This window comes from Streptomyces sp. NPDC102270, from assembly GCF_044766405.1.
Lineage (GTDB): Bacteria > Actinomycetota > Actinomycetes > Streptomycetales > Streptomycetaceae > Streptomyces.
In genome coordinates this window covers 322,455-338,984 of sequence record NZ_JBIWLX010000003.1, presented here as the reverse complement: position 1 = coordinate 338,984, position 16,530 = coordinate 322,455, and the positions used below count along the sequence as shown (strand labels likewise).

Below are 16,530 nucleotides of genomic sequence, written 5' to 3'. Positions count from 1 at the left end.
TGCAATGGTTTTCTTGTGGATGGTTTTTTGCCTGACTACCTTCCCCTGTCATGACGAACACCACGGGCACAACGGTCGCATTCGACGAACTCCTGGTCGCGGCAAGAGAGTTGTCGCTGGCGGGAAGGTGGGAAACAGCCCTGCGCCTCCTGGACGCGACGACCTGTGACACCGCCGGGGACCGCGGCCGGCTCGCCCTCGCGTCGGCCGAGGTCGCCCTGCAGAGCGACTGGTTCGGCGGTACGGACCTCACGGCCCGCCGTGCCGAGCACGCGGAGAAGGAGTCACCGGGCGCCGACTGGGACCTGGCCTTCGTACGGCTGCGACACGACTACCTCAGGCTGCTGCGCGGCGAAGGCACCTTCCGGCCCGGTCCCGAGGGCAAGGATCCCGAGGCACTCGCCGGAATCCGGCGCACCGCGCACGACCTGCACGAGGAAGGTCCCGACGGGGTGCGGTGCGGCTGGGCCTCGATGTACCTGGGGCTGATCGCCGACAACCTCTTCGCCGAGCGCACGGCCGCACCCGCCCACTACGAGGCCGCCCTGCGCGCCGGTGAGGCGGGCGGCGACGATCTGCTGGTCCGCGAGGCGCTACGGCATCTCGGCGACCACGACCACGACGGCGGCGACCACGACCGCGCCCTGGAGCGCTGGGGGCGGGCAACCGCTCTGGGCGCGCGGGCCGGGATGGTCCCCGGTGTGCTCAGCCAGCAGATGCTGCTCGCGGTCCTGGCCCGGGACATCGGCGACGCGGCCGGGGCGACCGTGCTGGCCCGGGAGATCGCCCGCTGGGCCGAGGCGATCGGCGCCGAGCACGTCCACGCCCAGGCGGTCGGCTTCCTCGCGGGGGCCGACCCGACGGCGCCGCCGCGGGAAAGCGGGTCCTGACCGTCGTAGCGCGTCGGTTAATGTGAGGGCCGGACCGTGACTGGCGCTGAGGTGGAGCACCACCGTGGAGCGGTCCGCACACTCGATGCCGTGCGCCTGGGCGATTCCTTCGATCGGCTCAGGAGTGGATCATGTCTCAGGCACGGCTCATGGACGGCACTGCTCTCGCCCGGCGCATCGTCGAGGAGACCGCCGAACGGGCGGCCGACCTCACCGGGCGCACCGGAAAGGCGCCCTGTCTCGCGACGGTGCTGGTCGGCGAGGACCCCGCCTCCGTCACCTATGTCCGTATGAAGCGCAACCGGTGCCGCACGGCCGGTATCGAGTCGCGGCACGTGGAGCTGCCCGCGGCCACCACCACCGAGGAACTGGTCGGCACGCTGCGCACCCTCTCCGCCGATCCCACCGTGCACGGCATCCTGCTCCAGCACCCGATGGGCCCGCACATCCACGAGCGGGCCGCGTTCGAGGCGATCGCGCCGGAGAAGGACGTCGACGGGGTCACCTTCGCCTCCTTCGCGACGATGAGTTTCGGACTGCCGGGCTTCGTGTCGTGCACACCCGGAGGGATCATGCGGCTGCTCGACGAGTACGGCGTCGACCCGACCGGAAAGCGGGCCGTGGTCGTGGGCCGCAGCGCGATCCTCGGCAAGCCGGCCGGGATGCTGCTGCTCGCCCGGGACGCCACGGTGACCTACTGCCACTCCTGTACGGCGGACCTGTCGGCGGCCGTACGGGAGGCGGACATCGTGGTCGCGGCGGTGGGCCGGCCCCGGCTGATCCGGGGCCAGGACATCAAGCCCGGCGCGGTCGTGATCGACGCCGGCTACAACGAGGGGAACGTCGGAGACGTCGACTTCGACTCCGCGGTGGAACGGGCCTCACTGATCACGCCGGTGCCGGGCGGGGTCGGTCCGATGACCATCGCCACGCTGCTGGAGCAGACCGTTCAGGCAGCGGAGGCGGCCGCCCGGCAGCGCTAGATCAGTTCAGCGTCCACTTCTGGTTGGCCTGGCCGTTGCACGACCACAGCACCGTCTGGGTGCCGTTGGCGGTGCCCGCGTTGTAGGCGTCCAGGCAGAGACCGGCGTTGACGTTGGTGATCGTGCCGTCGCTGTTGACGTTCCACTTCTGGTTGTTCTGGCCGTTGCAGTCCCAGATCACGACCTTGGTGCCGTTGGTCGTGCCGAGGTTGTAGGCGTCCAGGCACTTGTTGCCGTACACCACGAGTTCCTTGCGGGAGGTGTACGTCCACTGCTGGTTCTGGCCGCCGTTGCAGTCCCACAGCTCGGCCTGGGTGCCGTTGCCGATGGTGTTGTCGTAGAGGTCGAGGCAGCGGCCTGACTGGGTGCCCACGGCTAGGGTGCTGTTGGTGCCGGGCAGCGGGCGGACCGTGATGTCGGCGAGTGTCGGGGCGCCCGTGAAGGTCAGCGTGTTGGAGGAGCCCTTGGACAGGCCGACCTGGACCGAGACGGTGCCCTGGGAGGAACCGGTGGGCGGGAAGGAGACCGTGGTCGCGCCTTGGCCGTTGACTTCGAGGGTCGCGGTGCGGGCCGCCGAGGTGTTGTTGGTGTAGGCGATGTCGACGGTCTTGATCCCGGTGTTCGGGGCGACGACTCCGGAGAAGCTCGACGTGCCGGTGTAGGTGCTGCTCGCGGCCTCGGTGCCGCCGGTGACCGTGAGCAGCACCGAGCCGCCCGCCGGGACGCTGGTGGTGTAACCCGTGCCGTACGAGCCGACGTTGGAGCGCGCCCACAGGTCACGGACGGTGGCGTTCGCGTTGGTGAGGCCCAGGTCGGACCAGCGGACGGTGGTGTTCTGGGCGACGGAGGTGCGGTTGAGGAGGACGACGGCACGGTTGCCGGTGCCGGACAGGACCTTGCCGTAGACCTGGAGCCCGGTGGCGTCCTCGGCGACCTTGACGCCCTGGAGGCCGCGCGGGTCCTGGTCGACGGCGACGACCTCGGGGTTCTTGAGGATGTCGGCCGTCTCGGCGGTCATGGTCGCCAGGTTGTTCCCGGCGAGCAGCGGGGCTCCGGAGATGGCCCACAGGTCCATGTGGGTGCGGTTCTGGGCGGCGTTGAAACCGTCCATCCCGACTATCAGCATGTCCGCGTCGTTGTAGTAGCCGGTGTGTTGCGCGGTGGGGTGCAGGTTCCTGTCGTAGTTGGTCAGGAGCCTGCCCATGGACGCCTGTTCACCGTAGAAGATGATGTCGTCGTTGGTCCGCCACATCGTGCCCTGTCCCGGCGCCCAGTTCCATGTGTTCTGGCGGCCCCAGTTGCACAGCGACAGGGTCATCGGGCGGCCTGTGGTGGCCGTCGCCCTGGTGATCGCGTCGCTGATGGCCCGGTACGTCGACTTCGCGTCGAGTCCCTCCCTCTCACCGCCGCACCAGTCGACCTTCACGAAGTCGAAGCCCCACTGGGAGAACTGCAGGAAGTCCTGGTCGTAGTGGCCCTCGCTGCCCGAGCCGGGCGCGGCGGGGCGGCCGGTCGGGTAGTAGTAGCCGCAGCCGTCCTTGCCCGCGTCGGTGTAGATGCCCGCCTTCAGGCCCTTGCTGTGGATGTAGTCGGCGATGGCCTTCATACCGCCGGGCCACTCGGACTCGTCGACGGTGATGTTCCCGGCGCTGTCGCGAGTGCCCTGCCACCAGCCCTCGTCGATGTTGATGTACTTGTATCCCGCCGCCGGGAGACCGGACGCGACGAACGCGTCGACCTGCGCCTTGATGACGCTGTAGTCGATCTTCGCGGCGAAGCTGTTCCACGACGCCCAGCCCATCGGGGCCGAGGGCACCGGTATCTGCCGGGAGGTGGCGGCCTGCGCGGGGGACGGCTGGGCGAAGAGCAGCGCGGCACAGGCGGTCAGGGCGAGGACGAGAGCGCGGACGGCCGCGGCTCGGAAGCGACGTGCGAGACCCCTGCGGGTCGTTCGCGACGGGGGGTACATGCGGCTCCTTCAGCGGGGGGACATCAGCATTCGATCGATATTTCGAACCAAGGTCGATCATTCGAACATCGTGCGCGCTGAAGCTAGAGCCACGGGCGGGTGAAGTCAACGGCTGTGACAAGGGTGAACTGGCCTGAGAGCACGGGGTCTTCGCGCGGGACGGCCGCCTGCGGCGCCATACTGTCCGGCGTGCGAGTAGCGATCATGACAGCGGGTTCCCGGGGCGACGTGGCCCCGTTCACGGGCCTGGGGCACGGTCTGGCGCGGGCCGGGCACGAGGTCACCCTGGTCACCCACGAGCGCTTCGAGCCGCTGGCGGCGCGGGCCGGTATCGGCTTCCACGCGCTGCCGGTCGATCCCCGGGCGGAGCTGGAGTCCTCGCGCGGGCAGGCGCTGCACCGCAGCACGACCGGCGTGGGCAAGCTGGTGCGGGTGGTCGCGATGGCCCGGTCCCTGGCCGGGCGGATGGCGGACGACCTGGTGACAGCCGCCCGGGCGAGCGACGCACTGCTCCTCTCCGGATCGGTGGCCCCGCTGGGCCACGCCGTCGCCGAGGGCCTGAGACTGCCCAGCCTCGGGCTCAACCTCCAACCCCTCGCGGCCACCCGGGAGTTCGCACCACCCATGCTGGGCGTCGGCTCCTGGGGGCCGTTCGGCAACCGGGTCGCCGGGCTGGGCCTGAACCTGGCGGTGGAGCAGGTCTTCGGCGCGGCCCTCCCGCCGGTCCGGGCCCGCCTCGGTCTGCCTCCGCTGGGCACGGCCGCGGCACTGCGCTCCCGCGAGCGCCAGGGCTGGCCGGTCCTGCACGGCTTCAGCCCCCGGGTGGTCGCCCGGCCCCGCGACTGGCGGTCCGGACTCGAGGTGACGGGCTACTGGTGGCCGTACGACGGCGACGCCCCGCTCCCCGGCGACCTGCGGAGGTTCGTCGAGGCCGGCCCTCCCCCGGTCTTCGTGGGCCTGGGCAGCGCGACCGTGCCCGATCCCGCGCGCACCAGCGCCGAGATCGTACGGGCGCTGCGCCGGGCCGGGCTGCGCGGTGTGATCCAGCGCGGCTGGGCGGGTCTGGCGGCGGCGGGGGACGACATGCTGACCATCGACGAGGTGCCCCACTCAGCGTTGTTCCCGCACATGGCGGCGGTGGTCCACCACGCGGGCGCGGGCACGACGGCCGCGGGCCTGCGCGCGGGAGTTCCGGCGGTGCCGGTACCGATCCAGTTCGACGAGAGCTTCTGGGCCGCACGGCTGGTCGCCCTGGGCGTGGCCCCGCGCGCCCTTCCGTTGCGGCGGCTGACCGCCGAGGCGCTGGGGGAGGCACTGGTCCTGGCGACGAGGGACGCGGAACATCGGGAGCGGGCGCGGACGCTGGGCGCACACATCCGGGCGGAGGACGGCGTGCGCCCCGTGGTGGACGCGGTGAACCGACTGGAAGGCTGACGACGGCGTCGTCTCAGGGACACCGGGCCAGGTCGACATGCGACTCGGCCGCGTGGGCGGGACCGGCCACGACGGCACCGCACCCCGAGCCCCACCGGCCTCACCCCTGCGCCGGCTCCCACCCCGGCGGCTGGAGAATCCCCAGCAGCTGCCGCACGAGTTCCTCCACGACCTCGTCCAAGGTCGCGTCCACCCACCCGGCGTTCCAGTCGTGCAGCAGCCCGTTCACACTGCCGATGAACCCGGTCGCCGCCAGCCGGTAGTCGCGTGGGGCCGCCTCCCCCCGCGCGACGGCCCGGTTCGCCTCGGCGCACACCAGATCCACCCAGTGCGCCCGACGGGCCAGCCGCTGCTCCTCCAGCCGCGCACTGACGCCGATGATCTCCACGAACGTGATCCGTACCCGGCGGGGATCGGAGGTGACGTTCGCCGCGTACGCACGGAAGATCGCGGCCGCTCGCTCGGCGAGCGGCAGGTGGTCCGCGTCGGCCACCGCGGCCACCACGGCCGCCGTCGCCCAGTCGTTGACCTCCAGGTGAAGCTCGGCCAGGACGTCCTCGAGGGTGCGGAACTCCTCGTAGAACTGGCGGGTGGACAGGCCCGCGGCCTCGCTGAGGGCCGCGACGGTCGTGACGCGGTAGCCGGGAGCGTCCCCGAAGAGCTGGAGTGCCGCGTCCAGGAAACGGCGGCGTCGTTCGGCCTGCCGCTCGGCGGCCGTCTTGCCGCCGTAGCGACCGGTCGGGGCCCTGAGCCTGCCCGTCACCGCACCTCCCACCCGGGCCGGAGCGTCCGACCTCCCGTATGAGCGCAATTTTGTCGTGTACGGAGTCTTGTGGAGAAGGGCCCCCCTTCCTTACTTTGCAGTAAGTTCAATCTGAAAGTACGCGTCTTCAGTTTTGCCATCTTGGCATGCCCCCGTCATGAGCCGCCCAGAGGGAGATCCGTCATGCCTGTTCTCAAGCCCAGACACCTGTGTGCCATGGCCGCCGCTGTCGTCCTGACCGTCACCGCCCCGGCGACCGCCGCCTCCGCCGCGGACTCGGCCGCTCTGCGCGAAGTGCTGTTCGTGGCCAACAACTGGGACGGCACCGCCGACGTCATCAAGTCCTCCGGCGACCTCGCGAAGATCGGCCGGATCAACGTCATCCCCGACAAGGACGCGCGGATGGCGGAGATCAACGCGAATCCGATCAAGTGGATCTACTTCATGGCGATCCGCAACAGCGTCGGCGAGGGCCACGACCAGTTCGCCGACGACATGTACTCCACGCCGGACGGAAAGTCGGTGGTCGTCTCACGGCCGAGCTTCGCGGACGTGGTGTCGATCGACCTGGCCACCGGGAAGGTCAACTGGCGCTTCCCGGTCTCGGGTTACCGCGCGGACCACATGGCGGTCTCCCCCGACGGCACCCGGGTCGCGGTGTCCGCCTCCACCGCGAACACCGTGCACGTGCTGAACATCAACACGGGGCAGCAGCTCGGCTCGTTCGCCACCGGCGACAAGCCGCACGAGAACATCTTCACCAAGGACGGCAAGTACATCTGGAACATGGCGATCGGTGACGTCAACACCGACTCCGACGCGCCCTGGCTGGACTGGACGAAGGGCGACCGGCACATCACGGTGGTGGACGCGACCACCTACAAGCAGGTCAAGACCATCGACATGCGGGACAAGCTGGACGCGATCGGTCTCACGGACTACTCGGACGCCGTCCGCCCCGCCGTGTTCTCGCCGGACGAGTCCAAGCTGTACTTCCAGGTGTCGTTCTTCAACGGCTTCTTCGAGTACGACGTCGCCACCGACAAGATCACCCGTACGAAGACGCTGCCGAAGAACCCGGCGACCAGCGACGACCGCACCACCATGGTCAACGACTCGCGTCACCACGGCATTTCGATGAGCCCGGACGGCAGCAAGCTGTGTGTCGCGGGCACGATGGACGACTACGCGACCGTCGTGAACCGCACCACCCTCCAGGAGGGCCCGCTCGTCCCCGCCTCGAAGCCCTACTGGGCCACTGTCAGCGGTGACGGCAAGAGCTGTGTCGTCTCGGAGAGCGGGGCCGACCAGGTCACCGCGATCGACTTCGCGACCGGGCGGAAGACGGTCTCCGTGCCGGTGGGCGACCACCCGCAGCGGGTGCGGCTCGGGCACGTGGCCGCCGACTGGACGAGTCCTTCCTCGTAGAGGTTCACGCACCTTCCCTCGCGTCGGGGCCCGCTTCGGCCCCGACGCGAGGGGACGGTCAACCGATCTTCTGGTTCGCCCAGTTGGCCAGCTCGGACCTGGCCGCGTTCAGCACGGACGCCGAGGGCGAGCTCGCCCCGTTGGTCACCAGCGCGTAGTGCAGGACACCGGAGTCCGAGTCGGTCAGGAGCAGCCGCCGGCTGCCCGTTCCGCCCGGTTCGACAGCCGCCCCGACCGGGGTGGACGAGGTGTACGCGGGCGGGCCGTAGACCGTGCCCAGGTCGGAGACCACCGTGGTCGTCGCGGTCGGGAAGGACGCGGGCAGGTGCAGTTCGGTGGGCGCCGAGCCGCTTCCCGAGCGCCACACCAGCACCGCGTACTGGCCGGACCCGACCAGCGACGACACATTGGGCAGGCTGCTCGGCACCGGGTTCCAGGTCAGGGTCGTGGAACCGTCGCGCGAGCGGTCCTCGTAGGTGAAGGCGAGCGTCGTACCCGAGGCGGCGCTCGGGTAGACCCGGTCGAGGAGCCGGGTGTCCTGGCGGAGTACCGCCGTGCCCGAGTCGTCGAGCTTCACGGCCGACAGGTCCTCGTCGTTCCAGGCGTCGCCCGAGGTCATGACCTTGTCGGGGTTGTCGTTCATCAGCTCGTGGTGACGGCCGTTGTAGATGTCCCACTGCCACTGCGTGCCGGAGAGGACCGGTCCCGAACCGGCGGGCGCGGACCACCAGTTGGCGCCCTTCACCCGGGAGTCGAGGGCCTGGTACATGGCCTTGAGGACGGTGGGCGCCTTGCCGGCCGTCGAGCCGTTCAGCGGGTGCCCGAACTCGCTGACCACGGCCGCCGTGCCGGTGGCCGCCGCGCGGTCGCGGACGGTGCCGAAGTCGCCGACGTACTGGCCGTCGGAGGCATTGCCCCACATCAGGATGCCGGAGATGGCCTTCTGGTCGTAGAAGTGGGTGTTGAAGACGTACCGGGAGCCGAGCGTGCCGGCGTCGAGAAGGCCGCCCTCCTCCTTGCTGACGTTGCCGTTCCAGAAGAGGTTCGGCTCCACCATGGCGGGCTTGTCCGTCCAGCCCGCCGCGTCCATCCGGGCCCGGAACTTCACGTAGAAGGGCCACAGCAGGTCACGTTCCCAGGTGCGGCTGTTCTGCCCGGAGTCGTAGCTGCCGGCGTAGGGCTCGTTGTACGGGTCGAAGCCGACCACACCGGCGAACTCCTCGGAGCTGAGGTTCGCCTTGAGGTACGCCATGGTCTTCTGGGCGGTGGCCAGGAAGGCGTCCTGGAGGCCGTGGTTGTTGTGCCAGAAATCGTACTGGCCGGCCTTCACCGCGCCGTTCTGCGTGATGTTCTGGCCCCACGTGAAGCAGATGCCGCAGGACTCGGCGGGGTAGTTGCCGAGCGCGACGGCCCACGCGGGGGCGCCGTCGCCGGTGTACCAGCTGCCCGAGTTGAACAGCCAGCGCGAGTACAGGTCCTGGTGGAAGTCGGGGTAGACCCGGATGCCCGCGTCGAGGAAGGCCCGCAACTGCGCGGTGGCGTTCGCCAGGTACGCGGTGTCGACCTGGCCCTTCACCGGTTCCGCGTAGGCCCATGAGAGCAGGAAGCGCACGGAGTTGCCGCCGCCGAGGGCTCTCAGCGCGGTGGCCGACTTCCTGGCGTCGGCGACCGAGGCGAAGGGCAGGCCCTTGTTCTCGGCGAGCTTGGTCTCGCCGGAGACGTTGTAGCCGCGCAGCACGACCTCGCGGCCGTTGCCGTCGACGAACCGCCCGTTCTGGACGGTGAGGGGGGTGTCGTCGAAAGAGAGGGAGTCGGCGATGGTGGCGGCGGAGGCGGACGGGGTACCCGCCACCGTCAGGAATCCACAGAGGACAACCAGAACAACGAGCAGACGCGCACGCATATTCGGCATGTCCATAACAGTCCGACTCATCCGGCACACCGTCAACACTTATGACTGATGAGTAAGTTTCAGCTTTTTCGGGTAGGGGTCGTCCGATAAGGGACCGGGGAGGGCGGTGGCGAAAGGAGCCGAGGATGCGTGACATCCTCCCGGTGTTGAACGGCTGGTACGCGGCAGGGACACCGTTCGGCCTGGCCACGGTCGTCTCGACGAGCCGCAGCGCGCCGCGCGACCCCGGCGCGGCCATGGCCGTGGGCCCGGACGACGAGGTCGTCGGCAGTGTGTCCGGCGGCTGTGTCGAGGGGGCCGTCTTCGAACTGGCGCAGGAGGTCGTGGCGAGCGGCGAGGCCCGTCTGGAGACCTTCGGGTACAGCGACGAGGACGCGTTCGCGGTGGGGCTGACCTGCGGCGGGGAGATCACCCTTCTGGTACGGCCCGTGACGGCCGCCCTCGATCCCGCGTTCGGCGAGATCGCGGAGTCGGTCGCCGCGGGCCGCCCGGTGACCGTGGCGACGGTGACCGACGGCCCCGCCTCCCGCGGTGCCACGCTGGCCGTGTGGCCGGACCGCGTCGCGGGCACCCTCGGCACCACGGGCCTGGACGTGGCGGTCACGGCCGACGCGCGCGGCGAACTCGCCCTGGGTGCAACGGGGTTGAGGCACTACGGCCCGCGCGGGGAGCGCCGTGAGGACGCGGTCACGGTGTTCCTGCACTCCTTCGCCCCGCCGCCCCGCATGCTGGTCTTCGGCGCGATCGACTACGCGGCCGCGGTCGCCCGGATCGGCGCCTTCCTCGGCTACCGGGTCACCGTCTGCGACGCCCGCCCGGTCTTCGCCACGCCGAAGCGCTTCCCGGAGGGCGTGGAGGTCGTCGTGGACTGGCCGCACCGCTACCTCGGCGGCACCGACACCGACGAACGCACCGTGATCTGCGTCCTGACCCACGACCCGAAGTTCGACGTGCCCCTGCTGGAGGTGGCGCTGCGCCGGCCCGCCGCGTACATCGGGGCGATGGGCAGCCGCCGTACCCACGACGACCGACTGAAGCGGCTGACCGACTCCGGGCTGTCCGAGGCCGAGCTGTCCCGGCTGCGCTCGCCGGTCGGCCTCGACCTCGGAGCCCGTACGCCGGAGGAGGTCGCCGTGTCGGTGGCCGCCGAGATCGTGGCACTGCGCTGGGGCGGCAGCGGTGCCCCGCTGACGGCGACGGCGGGGGCGATCCATCCGCCTTCATGAAGCCCGCCTGCTCATGGAGCTGTACGAAGAAAGCGGAATCGGCACGTGTGAGCCGCGCTCGAAGGGGTACGCGGCGAGCAACTGGAGAGGGTTTGCGAACCCTCACCCCGCCTCCGATCGGGAAGGAGGTCCGTGAAAGCGCACACTCGCAGCGTCCGGGCCGCTTTCCGCTACGCGGAGCGGCCCGGATCCATGAGTGCCGGTGGGTCGGCTCGAGCGCGCCCGGCACAGAGGAAGGCGGGCAGCAGATCGGCGAACACGGCCGTCAGCGCGGGGGCAGCCGGTGGAGTTCCACGTCCTGGAGGCGCCCGTCGGCCACCGTGGCCGTCATGTAGGTGCAGTGGGGCTGGCGGCGGCGATCGGTCGGCGAGCCGGGGTTGAGCAGCCGCAGTCCGCCGGGGGCGGTGGTGTCCCAGGGAATGTGGCTGTGGCCGAAGACCAGGACATCGGTGTCGGGGTAGCGGGCGGCGCAGCGGGCCTCGCGCCCCTGGGCGGCGCCCGTCTCGTGGACGACGGCGAAGCGCAGGCCGCCCAGTTCGGCGGACGCCACCTCGGGCAACCTGGCGCGCAGGTCGGGCCCGTCGTTGTTGCCGTAGACCGCGACGAGCCGTGCGCTGCGGCTCTCCAGCAGGTCGAGGGTGGCGGTGTCGACCCAGTCGCCGGCGTGGAACACGACGTCGGCGTGCGGGAGTTCGGCGAGCAGCGGGGCCGGGAGCTGCTTGGCGCGCTTGGGGAGGTGGGTGTCGGACATCAGCAGCAGGCGCACAGGGCCACCCTAGAGGGGCTTCCGGCCGACCCCGCGCCACATGGGCGGCGCGCCGGGGCCGGACTCGTCCTGGGGCGCCACTCGGGCAGCTGGACGACTCCGGCCACGAGGTTTCGGTGCCATTGAAGAAGCGGGGGGCGCCCGAGACGCCGGGCGATGCCGCGGGGGTCGTCGGCGTCCGGGACATACTGGAGGACCGCGGCCGGCATGGGACCGACGGGCCGGGACAGGTCCAGGGCGGCCGTGAGATGCGGTCGGCCTCGCGCAGGTCGGCCCGGAGATGGTCGGTGTCGCCCTGGGGACGATCGGGTCGTTGTCGACGTGGATGCCCCGGGCGCGGGGTCGGCATGCTGGGCGACCCCGTGGGTGTAGCCGGCGGGGGGAACAACGTGTACGCAGGGGCATGGCGACGGCGAGGGAATCGGTTGCCCGTGCGGGAGCACCCGACCGGCGCAAAGCCGGCGGTCAGCTCCTCGGTGGCCCACCCCCGCGCGTGACCCCTGGCTCGGCGGCCGCGGCAACCACCCCGCCGGCCAGGCCGCCGCCGACCCGGGCATCGCCCCCGCCGTCCGGGCCGACCGGGCCTCCCTGGGACGGGCGGGCCGCGCGCGAACGGGCGGCAAAGGCGGGCGCTTCCGGGCCGCACATGGAAGACTCGTCCGGCGGCACCCGGAGCCTGCCGGCGAGTGTCGCCAAGACAGTCTGCTGACACGGCACTTATCCGTCGCCGATAACATCGGCGCACAAAGCGTCGATCCGTGACGCAAGCCACAAGCCACCCAAGGAGTCCGGACACCGATGCCGGTCAAGGTCAGCGTCGTCATCCCCGTTTACAACCCGGGGAACTACATCGAGGACTGCATCGCCTCGCTGCGCAGGCAGTCCCTGCCCCCGGACGAGTTCGAGGCGATCTTCGTCGACGACGGTTCGACCGACGACACGCCGGCCCGGCTCGACGCGCTGGCCGCCGAGGTCGCGAACATGACGGTCATCCACCAGGAGGCCTCGGGCTGGTCGGGCAAGCCCCGCAACGTCGGGATCGCCGCCTCCCAGGGCGAGTTCGTCATGTTCGTCGACAACGACGACTACCTCGGCGACGAGGCCCTGGAGCGGATGTACGACTACGCGGTCGCCAACGGCGCCGACGTGGTCGTGGGCAAGATGGCCGGCAAGGGGCGGGGCGTCCCGGTGGAGCTGTTCCGCCGCAACCATCCGCGCGCCACCGTCGACAACGCCCCGCTGATCGACAGCCTGACACCGCACAAGATGTTCCGGCGGGCCTTCCTCGACCGGATCGGCCTGCGCTTCCCCGAGGGCAGGCGCCGGCTGGAGGACCACGTCTTCGTCACGGAGGCGTATCTACGCGCGGACAACGTCTCCGTGCTCAGCGACTACGTCTGTTACTACCACCTCAAGCGTGACGACGCCTCGAACGCGGGCTTCCAGCGCTTCGACCCGGTGGGCTACTTCGCGAACCTGCGCGAGGCGCTCGACGTCGTCGAGAAGTACACCGAGCCGGGTTCCACCCGCGACCGGCTGTTCCGTCGCTGGCTGCGCAACGAGATGGTCGAGCGGATGCGCGGCAAGCGGCTGCTCGCCGCGCCCGAGGACTACCGCAAGGAGCTCTTCACCGAGATCCGCGGGGTGGTCGTCGAGCGCTTCGGGCCGGGTGTTGCGGCCGGCCTCCAGCCCACCCAGCAGGTCGTCGCCGCGCTCATCGCCGACGGCCGGCTCGAGGACCTGGTCGCGTTCGCCGAGTGGGAGTCCTCCGTCGCTTCCCTCATCGAGCCGGACGGCGTCGAGTGGGACGGCGGTGTGCTGCGGGTCGGCCTGTCCGCCGAGCTCGCCTCCCGCGGTACGCCCATGACCTTCCCCGCCGAGGGCAGCACCGCCCCGCTCACCGAGCCGCCCGCCTCCGTCGCACAGGCCGTGGACTGGGTCGGCGCCCACAGTGTGGCCGGCTTCAAGCGCGCCACGGTCGAAGTGCTGCTGCAGGAGCGCGCCAGCTCCGCCCAGTACTTCCAGCCGGTGGAGTTCACCCGGGACACCGTCCCGGGCGAGGACGGCCGGGTGCGGCTGGTGCTGCGGGGCACGGCGGCCCTGGACCCGGCCACCGCGGCCGACGGCGGCCCCCTCGACGCCGGACTGTGGGACGTGTTCGTCCGCGTCAAGCTCGGCGGCTGGACCAAGCAGTCCCGGCTGGGCCCGGTCTCCCTCCGGGGGCGGACGGCCGCGGACGCCGGTGTGGCGGGCGACCGGGTCGTGCTGCCGTACTGGACCGCGAAGCAGGGCACCCTCGCCCTGGACGTGGACACCGCGAGCAAGCGTCTGGACCTCGGGCGGATCACGTCCGGGGAGGTCACGATCACCGGTGACCGCGTCGAGGTGCCGGTGCCGTTCCACGTGCCCGGTGACACGCCGGTGCTGCTCGACCTCACCCGTGGTTCCGGCGCCGCGCCCGTGAAGGTGGCAGGCACGCTGCGCCCCAAGAACTCCGCGGCCCTGCTGGAGGCGGTGCTGCCGGTCGGCGACCTGGCCGGAGGGGCCTGGCGGGTCGCGCTGAGCCCGGCGCCCGACGCCGAGGAGCCCCGCTTCCATCCGCTGCCGTTCGAGCTGCGGGTGCAGGGCGGTGAGGTCCAGGTCGTGGCCGTGCGCCCGCCCCGGCCCGCCGTCGGACAGCCGCTGGTCCGCAGGGCGAGACGGCTGGCCGGGAAACTGGCCGCGCGGCTCAGGGCGCGCGGCAGGTAGAAACAGATCCGGGGAGGACGCGGACGCGTCCTCCCCGGCTCACCGCACGTCGCTCAGCCGGCGTCGCTGAGCTGCTTCAGGCTGGTGCGCAGGTGCTCCCAGCTGCGGTCCCGCTTGCTGCCGCGGTTGCGGGCGTTCACCAGGGCCTTCCAGAAGGAAGCCTCGATCAGCGTCTCCGGCTTGATCGCCACGGTCCGCTCCAGGACCGTCTCGGGCACCTTCTGCGGGTCGGGAACCACGTACTCCGCGATGATCTCGTCGTACTTGTCCTTGAGCACCGTGTTGGTCGGGTCCGCGCCGAAGACCACGAGCTGTCCGGTGGGCTCGGTGTCGACCAGGACCGTCACCAGGTCGGGCCGGTAGCGGTTCAGGACCTCGATGACCTTGTAGACGTCACCGGTCCAGGCGTTGGTGTGGCGGTCGCGGGCCGCCTCGTCCACGTTGCGCGGCAGCATGTCGTCGAAGACGATCACGCTGGCCCAGTCCGAGTACTTCTCGACGTTGATGAAGTCGCGCAGCGCGTACTCGAACAGGTGCATGCCGTCGATGAACGCCAGGTCGAGCGTGACGTCCTTCCAGTAGCCGAACGGGCTGCGGTTGCGGACGATGTTGCGCAGCGGGTGGCGGCCGCCCTTGAGGTGCTGCAGCGGATTCTCCCGCGCGAAGAAGTCGTCGCTGGTGGCCTTCGCCAGGTGGACGTCGCAGCGGATCTCCGAGACCACCTTGAACGCCGGGTCGATCGCGATGCTCGGTACCCGGGAGAACGTCAGGCTGCGGCCGTCGTTGACGCCGATCTCCAGGTAGTTGCGGTTCGCGCTGGCTTTGTGGAGCCCCCGCAGGAACTCGTGACGTTTCACTGGGAAATCTCCTTGCGGATGTGTGGCAGTGCTTCGTGCAGGGCGGACCGCCGGTCCAAGTGCGAGGCCGACGCGACCCCCGTCCACCGGTCGTGCCCTAGGGCGCTGTGGGCGGCGCGTGGTGCGAGCCCGTTGCAGGCCCCGCTGCTGGTGGGGCCGTCCCGGTCAGGGTCGGCCGAGGTGCCGGAACATTCAACCGGTTCCGTGGAACATACCTGCTGTGAGCTTCCCATGACAGGACTTCGCGCCGAGGAGCATGATCCTGAGGGAAAAGGCGTGCAAAGTGCGGAAAGGCGGAGGGTGGCCCACCGCGTGCGGGCGGCGGTACCGGGCCCGTCGGCGCACAGGTGGTCGGCGGCGAGGAGGCTCATGAAACGGTCTGCGCCTTGCGCTGCCGGACGGCCTGGAGAATCTCCAACTCGGCCCGCCCGTACGGCTCGACGGGCCGTACGGCGTCATGGGCGACCGGCGTGAACAGATGCTCGCCGAGGATCACTCGGACCCCGTGGGTCTCCGAGTCGGCGATGGATCGGGGGCCGTCGGACAGGATGGCGCTGTGGGCGACGGGCACCGGTTGTTCGGGCGGGGTGTGCGTGATCGGCCGCGACCGGGGACCGGCCCCGCCGAACAGCACGAAAGCCTTCATCTGCGTCACCATAGCCCGGATCCGGAGGGATCCGTCATGGCAGGGGGGGTTCCAGCGCCCTGGGCCGCCGAGCGGCGGCCGGACGGCAAAGCGGTGGAGACGTACCGCAGTGCGGTGGCTCGGCGCGGACGCTCAGTCCTCGCCGCGGAAGATGTTGCCCTCTCCCGTGTGCGCCGTGGTGGGTCCGACCGGCTCCTCGACCGCGGGCAGGCAGGTCCGGAGCTCTCCCTTGCTCTGCAGGCGGCGGGCCCTGGACCAGCCCGTCTCGGGCCGGCGGGCGACGGATTTCTCAATGGTCTGCGGGGTCACGGCGGTTCACCGTCCTTCCATGCTGCCCTCCGGGTCCCCCGGGGGGCGCGGGACAAACGGACCGGGAGGCCCGTCGGTCCCTCGCCCCCGCACACACATTCGCTGAGGATCCGAGGCACCGGAACTTGACGGCGGACCGAACAGGCCCGCCCGGCTCACGTGTTGGGCCGTGCCACGCTGATGTCGCCCAGGGCCGATCCGGGATCGCGTTCCATGGCCGTGTCGCCGAGGGAGACGATGCCGACGGCGTGGCCGTGGTCGACGACCGGGATCCGGCGCACGGCGTGCTCGCGCATGAGCTCGATCGCGTGGTCCAGGTCGTCCTCGGGTGTGACGGTCACCAGGTCGTCGCTGCACGCGTCGGCCACGGTGGTCTTTTCCGGGTCGCCGCCCCCGGCGAGGGAGCGCACGACGAGGTCGCGGTCGGTGACCAGGCCGCGCAGTTCGTCGCCGTCGGTGACCAGGACGGCGCCCAGGTCCTGGTCGCGCATGATCCTGGCGACGGCCGTCACGGAGGTCTGCGGCTCCACGGTGACCGGGGCGCTGGTCATGATGTCGCTGACGTGCTGAGTCATGACGTACCTCTCTGCTGTGGGGAT

14 protein-coding genes and 1 riboswitch are annotated in these 16,530 nt (G+C 70.7%); of the genes, 6 read left to right on the top strand and 8 right to left on the bottom strand.

The annotated features are described in order from the left end of the window. The first annotated feature begins 50 nt into the window (after positions 1–50). Entirely contained in the window at positions 51–890 is an 840-nt protein-coding gene (locus ACIRP7_RS06935) for a hypothetical protein (protein ID WP_403654819.1), read from the top strand. A 26-nt stretch (positions 891–916) separates the two neighbouring features. Beyond that, positions 917–999, top strand: a riboswitch (ZMP/ZTP riboswitch). A gap of 22 nt (positions 1,000–1,021) precedes the next feature. After that, entirely contained in the window at positions 1,022–1,873 is an 852-nt protein-coding gene (locus ACIRP7_RS06930; protein WP_403654817.1) for a bifunctional 5,10-methylenetetrahydrofolate dehydrogenase/5,10-methenyltetrahydrofolate cyclohydrolase, read from the top strand. Position 1,874: 1 nt separating this feature from the next. Here the strand turns inward: ACIRP7_RS06930 and ACIRP7_RS06925 are convergent, their stop codons facing one another. Further along, positions 1,875–3,842 carry a ricin-type beta-trefoil lectin domain protein gene (locus ACIRP7_RS06925; protein WP_403654815.1) on the bottom strand — a complete coding sequence of 656 codons (1,968 nt, stop codon included), beginning with the start codon at positions 3,840–3,842 and terminating at the stop codon, positions 1,875–1,877. Between the two features lie 204 nt (positions 3,843–4,046). On the opposite strand from ACIRP7_RS06925, the gene ACIRP7_RS06920 reads away from it, so the two are divergent. After that, on the top strand, positions 4,047–5,276 hold the full coding sequence (locus ACIRP7_RS06920) for a glycosyltransferase (RefSeq protein ID WP_403654813.1): 1,230 nt from the start codon (positions 4,047–4,049) through the stop codon (positions 5,274–5,276). 100 nt (positions 5,277–5,376) lie between these two features. Here the strand turns inward: ACIRP7_RS06920 and ACIRP7_RS06915 are convergent, their stop codons facing one another. Continuing rightward, positions 5,377–6,039 (bottom strand): TetR/AcrR family transcriptional regulator, encoded by a 663-nt coding sequence (locus ACIRP7_RS06915; protein WP_403654811.1) that lies wholly within the window; start codon positions 6,037–6,039, stop codon positions 5,377–5,379. A gap of 183 nt (positions 6,040–6,222) precedes the next feature. On the opposite strand from ACIRP7_RS06915, the gene ACIRP7_RS06910 reads away from it, so the two are divergent. Continuing rightward, positions 6,223–7,467: a YncE family protein gene (locus ACIRP7_RS06910; protein ID WP_403654809.1), complete on the top strand. Its 1,245-nt coding sequence runs from the start codon at positions 6,223–6,225 to the stop codon at positions 7,465–7,467. A gap of 58 nt (positions 7,468–7,525) precedes the next feature. On the opposite strand, the gene ACIRP7_RS06905 is transcribed toward ACIRP7_RS06910, so the two are convergent. Beyond that, positions 7,526–9,385, bottom strand: coding sequence for an endoglycosylceramidase (locus tag ACIRP7_RS06905; RefSeq protein WP_403655138.1), 1,860 nt, complete (start codon positions 9,383–9,385; stop codon positions 7,526–7,528). Between the two features lie 119 nt (positions 9,386–9,504). Between ACIRP7_RS06905 and ACIRP7_RS06900 the strand changes: the two genes are divergently transcribed. Next, positions 9,505–10,605, top strand: a complete 1,101-nt coding sequence (locus ACIRP7_RS06900; protein ID WP_403654807.1) for an XdhC family protein — start codon at positions 9,505–9,507, stop codon at positions 10,603–10,605. A gap of 265 nt (positions 10,606–10,870) precedes the next feature. On the opposite strand, the gene ACIRP7_RS06895 is transcribed toward ACIRP7_RS06900, so the two are convergent. Continuing rightward, a complete protein-coding gene (locus ACIRP7_RS06895) occupies positions 10,871–11,371 on the bottom strand; it encodes a metallophosphoesterase family protein (RefSeq protein ID WP_403654805.1) in 501 nt (166 codons plus the stop codon). A gap of 798 nt (positions 11,372–12,169) precedes the next feature. Here ACIRP7_RS06895 and ACIRP7_RS06890 point away from each other — a divergent pair. Next, on the top strand, positions 12,170–14,119 hold the full coding sequence (locus tag ACIRP7_RS06890; protein WP_403654803.1) for a glycosyltransferase family 2 protein: 1,950 nt from the start codon (positions 12,170–12,172) through the stop codon (positions 14,117–14,119). Between the two features lie 53 nt (positions 14,120–14,172). On the opposite strand, the gene ACIRP7_RS06885 is transcribed toward ACIRP7_RS06890, so the two are convergent. From ACIRP7_RS06885 to ACIRP7_RS06870, 4 genes are all read right to left on the bottom strand, one after another. Continuing rightward, positions 14,173–14,976 carry a class I SAM-dependent methyltransferase gene (locus tag ACIRP7_RS06885; protein ID WP_403654801.1) on the bottom strand — a complete coding sequence of 268 codons (804 nt, stop codon included), beginning with the start codon at positions 14,974–14,976 and terminating at the stop codon, positions 14,173–14,175. Positions 14,977–15,343: 367 nt separating this feature from the next. After that, positions 15,344–15,622 (bottom strand): hypothetical protein, encoded by a 279-nt coding sequence (locus ACIRP7_RS06880; protein WP_403654799.1) that lies wholly within the window; start codon positions 15,620–15,622, stop codon positions 15,344–15,346. Positions 15,623–15,754: 132 nt separating this feature from the next. Continuing rightward, a complete protein-coding gene (locus ACIRP7_RS06875; RefSeq protein WP_403654797.1) occupies positions 15,755–15,931 on the bottom strand; it encodes a hypothetical protein in 177 nt (58 codons plus the stop codon). A 155-nt stretch (positions 15,932–16,086) separates the two neighbouring features. Beyond that, the gene (locus ACIRP7_RS06870; RefSeq protein WP_403654795.1) at positions 16,087–16,506 is read right to left on the bottom strand and encodes a CBS domain-containing protein; all 420 of its coding nucleotides are present in this window, start codon (positions 16,504–16,506) and stop codon (positions 16,087–16,089) included. Positions 16,507–16,530: the final 24 nt, after the last annotated feature.

Coding starts and splice junctions, on each gene's coding strand:
- ACIRP7_RS06935 (WP_403654819.1), top strand. CDS start 51: ATGACGAACACCACGGGCACAACGGTCGCATTCGACGAACTCCTGGTC.
- ACIRP7_RS06930 (WP_403654817.1), top strand. CDS start 1,022: ATGTCTCAGGCACGGCTCATGGACGGCACTGCTCTCGCCCGGCGCATC.
- ACIRP7_RS06925 (WP_403654815.1), bottom strand. CDS start 3,842: ATGTACCCCCCGTCGCGAACGACCCGCAGGGGTCTCGCACGTCGCTTC.
- ACIRP7_RS06920 (WP_403654813.1), top strand. CDS start 4,047: ATGACAGCGGGTTCCCGGGGCGACGTGGCCCCGTTCACGGGCCTGGGG.
- ACIRP7_RS06910 (WP_403654809.1), top strand. CDS start 6,223: ATGCCTGTTCTCAAGCCCAGACACCTGTGTGCCATGGCCGCCGCTGTC.
- ACIRP7_RS06905 (WP_403655138.1), bottom strand. CDS start 9,385: ATGGACATGCCGAATATGCGTGCGCGTCTGCTCGTTGTTCTGGTTGTC.
- ACIRP7_RS06900 (WP_403654807.1), top strand. CDS start 9,505: ATGCGTGACATCCTCCCGGTGTTGAACGGCTGGTACGCGGCAGGGACA.
- ACIRP7_RS06890 (WP_403654803.1), top strand. CDS start 12,170: ATGCCGGTCAAGGTCAGCGTCGTCATCCCCGTTTACAACCCGGGGAAC.
- ACIRP7_RS06880 (WP_403654799.1), bottom strand. CDS start 15,622: ATGAAGGCTTTCGTGCTGTTCGGCGGGGCCGGTCCCCGGTCGCGGCCG.
- ACIRP7_RS06870 (WP_403654795.1), bottom strand. CDS start 16,506: ATGACTCAGCACGTCAGCGACATCATGACCAGCGCCCCGGTCACCGTG.